At 72.6% G+C, this 9556-nt stretch carries 4 protein-coding genes and 2 pseudogenes; 5 read left to right on the forward strand and 1 reads right to left on the reverse strand.

Annotation, left to right across the window (positions count from 1 at the left end):
- The 3 genes and pseudogenes from AOK15_RS33855 to AOK15_RS33865 form a co-directional block, all read left to right on the forward strand.
- A pseudogene (locus AOK15_RS33855) lies at positions 1 to 1410 on the forward strand (WD40/YVTN/BNR-like repeat-containing protein); the annotation flags it as partial.
- The gene (locus tag AOK15_RS33860; RefSeq protein ID WP_055522142.1) at positions 1407 to 3392 is read left to right on the forward strand and encodes a beta-galactosidase; all 1986 of its coding nucleotides are present in this window, start codon (positions 1407 to 1409) and stop codon (positions 3390 to 3392) included. The pseudogene AOK15_RS33855 and the gene AOK15_RS33860, both read left to right, overlap by 4 nt.
- Before the next feature lie 121 nt (positions 3393 to 3513).
- Positions 3514 to 4248, forward strand: a complete 735-nt coding sequence (locus AOK15_RS33865) for a glycoside hydrolase family 12 protein (protein ID WP_055522143.1) — start codon at positions 3514 to 3516, stop codon at positions 4246 to 4248.
- 120 nt (positions 4249 to 4368) lie between these two features.
- Here AOK15_RS33865 and AOK15_RS47735 read toward each other — a convergent pair whose 3' ends face one another.
- On the reverse strand, positions 4369 to 6861 hold the full coding sequence (locus tag AOK15_RS47735; RefSeq protein WP_240508723.1) for an alpha-galactosidase: 2493 nt from the start codon (positions 6859 to 6861) through the stop codon (positions 4369 to 4371).
- Between the two features lie 148 nt (positions 6862 to 7009).
- Between AOK15_RS47735 and AOK15_RS33880 the strand changes: the two genes are divergently transcribed.
- Positions 7010 to 8047, forward strand: a complete 1038-nt coding sequence (locus AOK15_RS33880; RefSeq protein ID WP_055522144.1) for a LacI family DNA-binding transcriptional regulator — start codon at positions 7010 to 7012, stop codon at positions 8045 to 8047.
- 221 nt (positions 8048 to 8268) lie between these two features.
- Positions 8269 to 9556 (forward strand): annotated as a pseudogene (locus tag AOK15_RS33885) (CBM35 domain-containing protein); the annotation flags it as partial.

Consider the following 9556-nt stretch of genomic DNA (forward strand, 5'->3'; position numbering starts at 1 on the left):
CGCGAGCTGTACGTGACGTACGCCAACGGGCCCGGCCCCAACGGCCAGTCCGACGGCAGTGTCCACAAGCTCCGCACCACCAGCGGCACATGGACCGACGTCACCCCGGTGAAGCCGGGAGGGACGGCGGCCGACGGTTCCGCCGACACCTTCGGCTACGGCGGCGTCGCCGTGGACGCCCGCCGCCCCGGCACCGTCGTCGTCTCCACCAACAACCGCTGGGCGGACGTCGACACGGTGTTCCGCTCCACGAACGGCGGCCGCACCTGGACCTCCCTCAAGGACTCCGCCGTCCTCGACGTGTCCGAGACCCCCTACCTCAAGTGGGGCGCGGACAAGCCGAAGTTCGGCTGGTGGATCCAGGCGCTGGCCCTCGACCCGTACGACTCGAAGCACATCGTGTACGGCACCGGCGCGACCCTCTACGGCACCCGCGACCTCAGGCACTGGGCGCCGCAGATCCGAGGGCTGGAGGAGACCGCCGTACGCCAGCTGATCTCGCCGCCCGTCGGACGGGCGCACCTGATCAGCGGGCTCGGGGACATCGGCACGATGTACCACGAGCGGCTCACGGCGTCCCCGTCGCGCGGCATGGCCACGAACCCCGTCTTCGGGTCGGCGACGGGCCTCGCGCTGGCCACGAGGAAACCGTCGTACGTGGTCCGCACCGGGTGGGGCGACCACGGCAACGGCGCCTTCTCGACCGACGGCGGCCGGACCTGGGCGCCCTTCGGGAGCCAGCCCGCCCTCGCCAAGGACGCGCCGGGACCGATCGCCGTCAACACCGACGCGAGTGTGCTGATCTGGTCCTTCGTCCACTGGGACGGCACCAGGTATCCGGCCCACCGCTCCGGCGACGGCGGTGCGACCTGGGCCGAGGTGCCCACCTTCCCCAAGGGCGCCACCCCGGTCGCCGACCCGGCGGACGCGACGCGCTTCTACGCGTACGACACGGACACCGGCACGCTGCACGCCAGCACCGACGGCGGCCGTACCTTCACGGCGGGCGCGACCGGCCTGCCCTCGGGGGACAGCCAGTACAAGCTGGCCGCGGCCCCGGGACGCACCGGCGACCTCTGGCTGAGCACCAAGACGAACGGCCTGTACCGGTCCACCGACGGCGGTGCCTCCTTCACGAAGGTCGCCGGCTGCCGCGCCTCGCACGTCCTCGGCTTCGGCAAGGCCGCGCCCGGCGCCGCCTACCCGGCGATCTACCAGATCGGGGCCGTCGACAGCCTCACCGCGGTCCTCCGCTCCGACGACGGCGCGCGGACGTGGGCCCGCGTCAACGACGACGCCCACCAGTGGGGATGGACCGGTGAGGCCATCGCCGGCGACCCGCGGCTGTACGGCCGCGTCTACGTGGCGACGAACGGCCGCGGCATCCAGTACGGGGACCTGCTCCGATGACACCGCGGCCGACCGGACCCACGCTCGCCGACGCCACCCGCGGCCGGCTCCTCTTCGGCGGTGACTACAACCCCGAGCAGTGGCCCGAGGAGGTCTGGTACGAGGACGTCCGCCTCATGAAGGAGGCGGGCGTCAACTCCGTCACCCTCTGCGTCTTCTCCTGGGCGAAGCTCGAACCCCGGCCGGGCGCAAGGGAGTTCGGCTGGCTGGACACCCTGATGGACCTGATGCACGAGCACGGCGTCGGGGTCGTCCTCGCCACCCCCACCTCCTCGCCGCCGCCGTGGATGGGCCGCCTCCATCCCGAGACCCTCCCGCGCGACGAGAACGGGCAGGTCGAGTGGTGGGGCTCCCGCCAGCACTTCTCGCACTCCAGCACCGTCTACCGCCGCTACGCCGCCGCCATCACCGAGGACCTCGCCGCCCGCTACGGCTCCCACCCCGCCCTCACCCTGTGGCACATCAACAACGAGTACTGCACCTACGACTACGGCGACGAGGCCGCGACCACCTTCCGCGACTGGCTGCGCCGGAAGTACGGCACGCTCGACGCGCTCAACGAGGCCTGGGGGACGGCCTTCTGGAGCCAGGGCTACGACGGCTGGCACGAGATCCTCCCGCCCCGCCGCGCCCACTACATGAGGAACCCCACCCATGTGCTGGACTTCCGGCGCTTCACGAGCGACATGCTCCTGGAGTGCTACGCGATGGAGCGGGACATCGTCCGCCGGCACACCCCACACATCCCGGTCACCACGAACTTCATGCCGCTGTGGGTGGGCCAGGACGCCTGGCGCTGGGCCGAGGAGGAGGACGTCGTCTCGGTCGACCTGTACCCGGACCCGCGTGACCCGCTGGGCGCCCAGCACGGCGCGCTCGTCCAGGACCTGACCCGCTCGCAGGCCGGCGGCGGCCCCTGGGTGCTCATGGAACAGGCCGCCGGGCCCGTGAACTGGCGCGGGGTGAACCACCCCAAGCCCCGAGGGCTGAACCGCCTCTGGTCCCTCCAGGCCGTCGCCCGCGGCGCCGACGCCGTCTGCTACTTCCAGTGGCGGCAGTCCCGGCAGGGCGCCGAGAAGTTCCACTCCGGGATGGTCGGCCACGCGGGCGAGAGGGGCCGCACCTTCCAGGAGGTCAAGCGGCTCGGCGCCGACCTCGCCGCGATCGGCGCCGAGGTGTCCGGCCGGCCCCTCACCGCCGACGTCGCCGTGCTGTTCGACTGGAACTCCTGGTGGGCCGGCGCACAGGACGGCCGCCTGTCGTCCGAGGTGGACCTCCCCCAGGTCGTCCGGGACTGGCACCGCGCCCTCTGGGAGGCCCACGTCACCACGGCCTTCGCCCACCCGGAGCACGACCTGTCGGCGTACCGGCTCGTCGTCGTCCCCCAGCTCTACCTCCTCACGGACACCGCCGTCGACAACCTCGTCGCGCATGTCCGTGGCGGAGGCACCCTCGTCTGCGGCTTCCTGACCGGAGTCGCCGACGAGGACGACCGGGTCCGACCCGGCGGCATGGACGCCCGGCTCCGCGATCTCCTCGGCATCCGCACCCTGCACGAGTGGTGGCCGCTGGACGCGGGGGAGGACGTCCGCTGCGACGGCTTCCGGGGCACGCTGTGGTCCGAGGAGCTGGAGGCGGCCGACGCGGACGAGGTGATCCCCTACCGGGGCGGTGAACTCGACGGCCTTCCGGCGGTGCTGCGCAAGGGCCGTGCCTGGTACGTCTCCACGCTGCCCGACCCCGCCGCGCTGCGCGCGCTGCTGACCCGGATCGCCGACGGCGCCGGGGTGCGGCCGGTGCTCGACGGGCTGCCCGACGGGGTCGAGGCGGTGCGCAGGGGAGACGTCCTCTTCCTGCTCAACCACGGCCGCGACGAGGTCACCGTCGATGTGCCGGGCACCCACCGCGACCTCCTGACGGGCACGACGGTCACCGGCCCGCTGTCCCTCGGACGGTACGGGGCGGCGGTGCTCGCACCATGACCGACTCCGAGACTTCTTCCGGCGCGGAGCCGCTCCGACCGCTCGCCGGAGAAGACCACGCCCTCCCCACAGGGGCGTGGTGATCCTCCCCGCAGTTCCCCCCACCCATGGAAGGAAAGCCATGGCACTACGCACCCGCACCCTGAGCAGGATCGGCAAGGCCCTGCTCGCCCCCACACTCGCGCTCGGCGCCACCGTCGGTCTCGCCGCCGCCCCCGCCTCCGCCGCCGTCTGGAACAGCTGTGACCAGTGGGGCAACACGAGCCTGGGCGGCTACACGCTCTACAACAACATCTGGGGCGGCGGCGCCGGCAGCCAGTGCATCTGGGCCAACTCCGGCACCAACTGGGGTGTCTGGGCCAACCACCCCAACACCGGCGGCATCAAGTCGTACCCCAACTCCAAGAAGGTGATCAACAAGTCGATCACCTCGCTCGGTTCGCTCAACAGCAACTACAACGTCACGGTCCCGTCCTCGGGCGCGTACAACACCTCGTACGACGTCTGGGACACGGACCACGACTACGAGATCATGCTCTGGGTCAACTACAACGGCGCGGTCGGCGCGCTCGGCGACTACCAGGGCAACGTCACGCTCGGCGGCCACAACTGGAACGTCCACAAGGGCCGGGTCTACCGGAGCGACGGCACGTACTGGGAGGTCTTCTCCTTCCTGCGGACCGCGGACTCCACGTCCGGCTCGGTCCAGATCCTGCCCGTCCTGAAGTGGCTGAAGGACACCAAGGGATGGATGGGCAACGAGACCATCGGTGACGTGCAGTTCGGCTTCGAGATCACCTCGTCGTCCGGCGGTCTGAACTTCCAGACCAACAACCTGACCGTCAGCAGCAGCTGAGCCACCCGCCCGAGCCGGTGCCGGCCCCCCACACACGGCCCCGGCTCGGGCCCGTCCGTCCCTGCACGGCCCCGGCTCCGGCCCGTCCGCCCTCGGTCAGGACCGACGGGCGGCGGCCGTTCAGCCGGTCCCGGCGCGCAGGCGGATCAGCAGGGCGGTCGGTGTGCGGGGCAGCGACACCCGCAGCGTGTGCCCGTCCCGGTCCCAGACCGCCGAGCCGCCGCTCCCCGCGGACGGGTGAAGGATCTCCGGACGCACATCACGGCCCGCCAGGTGCCCGACGGGCAGCGACACCTCCGCCTCCCCGCCGCGCCGCCACACCGACACGTACGACGGCCCGTCCGGCACCCGCAGGCCCAGCGCGAGCCACGCGTCCGTCCACCCCGGCAGACCGAGCGGCCAGAAGGGCACGGCCCGCGCCAGGTCCCCGCGGATCGACTTGTACGTGTCCACGGCGTCCCGGACGAGGCCGAGTTGCCGCTCCGACATCCGGTTCAGATGGCCGGAGAGGTGGATACGGCCGAGGAGCGCGCCGCCGAGGGTGAACCCGATCAGGTCGTCGTCGAACCCGGGCTGCGGATAGGCCCAGACCGCGCCCTGCTCCGGCGGGACCGCCGTCGGCGCGGCGGCGGCGATCGCGGGGAAGCGCAGCGGGTCCTGCTGATCGCTGACGGACTGGAGCTGGGCGACGGCCAGAGTGGCGCCGTCCATGCGCATGCCCCCGGAGGCGCAGTTCTCGACGACGAGACCGGGGTGACGGTCCAGGACGCCGGACAGCCACTCCAGGTAGGCGCGGGCGTGGCCGAGGAGCCCGGCGCCGGGGGAGAGGTCGCCGGGGGCGCACGTGCCCGGGTCGACGACGATGTTGTAGTCCAGCTTCAGATAGCCCACCCCCCAGTCGCCGACGATCCGGTCCACCGTCCTGTCGAGGTGCGCGCGGGCGGCGGGGTGACGCAGGTCGAGCTGGTGACGGCCCTGCTCGGTGATCCGTACGCCGTCGCGCTGGAAGAAGGCGTCCGGGGGGAGCGCCGAGGCGATCGGGCTGTGCACGCCGACGACCTCCGGCTCCAGCCACAGCCCCGGCACCATGCCGCGCTCCCGGATCCGGCCCAGCACGGCCTCGATGCCGCCGTCGGGGAAGCGGCGCACGGACGGCTGCCACGCGCCGACGCCGTCCCACCAGCCGCCGTCCACGGTGTCGTCGTACCAGCCGGAGTCGATGCAGAAGTACTCCGCGCCCGCGCCCGCCGCCGCGTCGATCAGCGGCAGCAGCTTCTCGGTGGTCGGGTCGCCCATCAGCGTGTTCATGTAGTCGTTGAAGACGACGGGCAGCGCGCGGTGGTCCGGATGCGGTCGCCGCACGGCCCGCCGGTACGCGGTCATGACCCCGAACGCCTCGTCGAGCGCGGACCCACCCACCGGGCGGGACACCCCCGCCTCGACCGACCGCACCGACCCCGACCCGGCCTGCGCCGACGGCACCGATCCCGCCTGCGCCGCCTGCGTCGACGGCACCGATCCCGCCTGCGCTGCCTGCGTCGACGGCACCGATCCCGCCTGGGTCGGCGGCGCCGATGCCGCCTGCGCCGACCGCACCGACCCGGCCTCGACCGACCGCACCGACCCCGCCTGCGCCGATGGCACCGATCCCGCCTGGGGCGGCGGCGCCGAGCCCGCCTGCGCCGACCGCACCGACCCGGCCTCGACCGACCGCACCGACCCCGCTTCGACCGACCGCACCGACCCAGTCTCCGCCGATCGCAAAGCCCCCGTCGCGACCGCCGCCCACACCGTCGTGAACTCCTCGCCCGGCGCCAGCCGCACCCGCCACTGGTGCTCGGCGTCCGTGGGGCCGTTCATCGCGAGGTACGTGCCGTGCGCGCGTTCGCCCAGGTCCCAGCGCCAGCCGGCCAGTGACTCCACCTGCCACACCCAGGCCCGGCCGCCGCCCCGCTCCGTCAGGGCCCCCATCGGCAGATGACCGTCGGTCGGCCAACTGCCGCGCCCGGTGAGGGTGAGCGCGGCCCGGCTGTCGTGCTGGTGGGCGTCGACGCTGATGTCGGCGACGATGTCGCGCAACGGTTCGGCGTGCCAACGGCACTCGGCGAGCCAGTCGTTGCGGGCCCGGTGCACATCGAGGACGTCGGGGGAGGGCAGCCCGCCGAGGAGGAGGCTGCTGACGGACTGGACGACGAGAGGGTCCGTGCCGTCGTTGCGCAGCCGCACCCGGGAGCGGAGCACCGGCAGCCCGATCGGCGAGGTCAGCTCGACGAAGGCGGTCAACGCCGTCACCGGGTCCTGGAGTTCGACGGTCAGCCGCGCCCAGTCGGAGGAGCCGGCGTCCCGGTGCCCGCGGTACGCGAGCCGTGACCCGAGAGCCGTACCGGTGAACCGGGGCCCGGACCAGCCGCTCCCGTGCCCGACCGCCGTCAACTCGACGAGGGGCAGGGCGACCTCCGGCTCGACGGCGGTCCCGGCGGGGCCCAGCCGGACCAGACGCGGGGTGCCGTCCGCCGCCGCGGCGAACTCCGCGTGCAGCGCCGGATGTCCCCAACTGAAACTAGGGAAAGGGGTGTTGAAGTCGCCCGCCGTCCGGTCCGCCGTACTGGTCAAGTCGCTGCCCTCCCGAGCCGCCGCGCTCGCGCACGCCGCCCCCAGGCCGTCGCCGACGGGCGGTCCAGATCCTCGCGGGGGCGTCGCTCGCCGGAATCCCGCTTGACGTTCTCTTGACGCCCCAAGTGTGACCGGTCACAATCCTGACATGAATGTGACCGGTCACACAAGGCGTCCCGCGAGCATCCGGGACGTCGCGAGCGCCGCCGGCGTCTCGTACCAGACCGTCTCGCGGGTGATCAACGGCCACCCCAGCGTCAAGCACTCCACGCGGGAGCGGGTGCTGGCCGCCATCGACGAGCTGGGCTTCCGCCGCAACGCGACCGCCCTGGCCCTGGCCAGCGGCCGCAGCCGCGCGGTGACCGTGCTGACCGCGAACACCACCCACTACGGCTACGCGTCGATCCTCCAGGGCGTCGAGGAGGCGGCCCGCGCGGCGTCGTACGCGGTCGGGATCGGCGTCCTGGAGTCGGCGGAGGAGGTCGCCGTCGCCGCCGAGGTGCGGCGGGCGGCGGACGCGGGCGGCGGACTGATCGTGATCGCCTACGATCCGGCCGGTGTCGGCGCCCTGGCCGCCGTGCCCGCCGAACTGCCCGTCGTCGGTGTCGTGGAGACCCCCGCCACCCCGCCCGGCGGCGACCGCCCCTGGGTGTGGACCGACGACCGCGAGGCCGCGTACGCGGTCACCCGCCATCTCCTCTCCCTCGGCCACGAGACCGTGCACTACGTCGCCATCCCGTCCAGCACCCGCCGCACCAGCGCCCGTACCACCGGCTGGCGGCAGGCGCTCCGGGAGGCGGGCGCCCCCGAACCGCGCCCGTTGCAGGGCAACTGGGGCCCGGCGGGCGGCCACCGCGCCGGCCGGAAACTGGCTCAGGATCCCTCGGTCACGGCGATCCTCTGCGGCAACGACGACCTGGCGCTCGGTGTGCTCCGGGCCCTGCACGAGAACGGCCGGTCCGTTCCCGGCGACGTGAGCGTGGCCGGCTTCGACGACGCCCCGCACTCCGCGTATCTGACCCCGTCCCTGACGACCGCGCGTCTGGACTTCACCGGCCTCGGCCGGGCCGCGTTCGCCCTGCTGCACGGCGTCCTGGAGCAGTCCGCCCCGATCGCCCCGCACCGGGTCTCCGTACCGGAGCTGGTGGTCCGGGAGAGTTCGGGGCCGCCGCCCGCCCACGTCTGACCGGTCACGGCGCCCGCGTCGAGGGCCGCCTCCGCCCCCGTGTCCTTTCTGCCCTGAACCACCGTTCCTGAAGATCGTGTCCGGAATCACCAGTGGAGCCGTCAAACGACCGGAGGTCCGACCGCGTGATCACCCCCACCCGCACACGCGCCCGTGAACGAACCCGCACCAGGTCCCGGGCGCGAACCGCCCTGATCACCGCAGTCCTTGGAGTCACCGCCATGGCCGGCACCCTTCCCGCCACCGGGGCCCCCGCGGCCGCCGCCGCGGGCCCGCAGCGCCTCACCGTCGACCTCTCCGCCTCCGAGGGGCCCGTGATGCGGGGCGCCAACGGCGCGCTGTACGGGCTCAGCGACGACGGGGTACCCAGCGACGCCGCCCTCGCCCCCCTGAAGATCACCAGCATCTCGCAGAAACCGGAGGGCGGCGCCCAGCACCCCAACGGCGACGCGCTGACCGTCTCGAAGTCGTTCTTCCGCAACGGCGGCGGCGAGATCAACGTGATGATGCAGGACATCTACGCCAAGTGGCCCTACGAGGACCTCGGCATCGACGACTACCTCCCCAAGGTCGACAGGATCGCCAGACAGATCGCGGCCGACCCGAACAGCGACCGCTTCGTCCACATCCCCTTCAACGAGCCGGACCAGATCTGGTACAAGCTCGACGTCGCCGACCAGGCCCAGTACGAGAAGAACCGCGACCGGTTCTTCCGGGACTGGAAGACCGTGTACCAGCGCATCCGCGCCATCGACCCCGACGCGCGGATCGCCGGCCCCAACGAAGCCTCGTACCACACAAGGCTGCTGAAGGACTTCCTCGCCTTCGCCCAGCGCGAGGACGTCCTGCCCCAGATCATGACCTGGCACGAACTGGGCTCCGGTTCGCTCCGCGACTTCCAGGGCCACTACGACGACTACCGCTCCCTGGAACGGCAGTTGGGCATCACCCCGCTGAAGATCAACATCGATGAGTACGCCAACCGCCGCGATCTGTCAGTCCCCGGCCAGCTCGTGCAGTGGGTGTCGATGTTCGAGAGGAACAAGGTGTACGCCAACCAGGCGTACTGGGACGCCGCAGGGAACATGGACGGCAACGTCGTCCGCTCCAACATCCCCAACGGAGGCTGGTGGTTCTTCCGTTGGTACGCGGGCCTCACCGGCGACACCGTGAAGGTCACCCCGCCGCAGGCGAACACCATCGACACCCTTCAGGGCCTCGCCTCCCTCGACACCTCCCGCCGCCAGGCCCAGGTCCTGCTCGGCGGCTCGGCCGGTGACACGGACGTCGTCGTCCGCGAGGTCCCCCGGTCCCTCTTCGGCCGTTCGGTCACCGCGACCGTCGCCGAGGCCGCCTGGTCCGGCTACGAGGGACAGCACGCCGCGCCCCGCGTCCTGACCCGCACGAAGGTCCGGGTCACCGACGACGGCACGGTGACCGTCCCCCTGCGCGGCCTGCACCGGATGTCGGCCTACCGGATCGTCCTCACCCCCGGCGGCTCCGGCACCC

Source organism: Streptomyces ossamyceticus (assembly GCF_001418475.1).
Taxonomy (GTDB): Bacteria; Actinomycetota; Actinomycetes; order Streptomycetales; family Streptomycetaceae; genus Streptomyces; species Streptomyces ossamyceticus.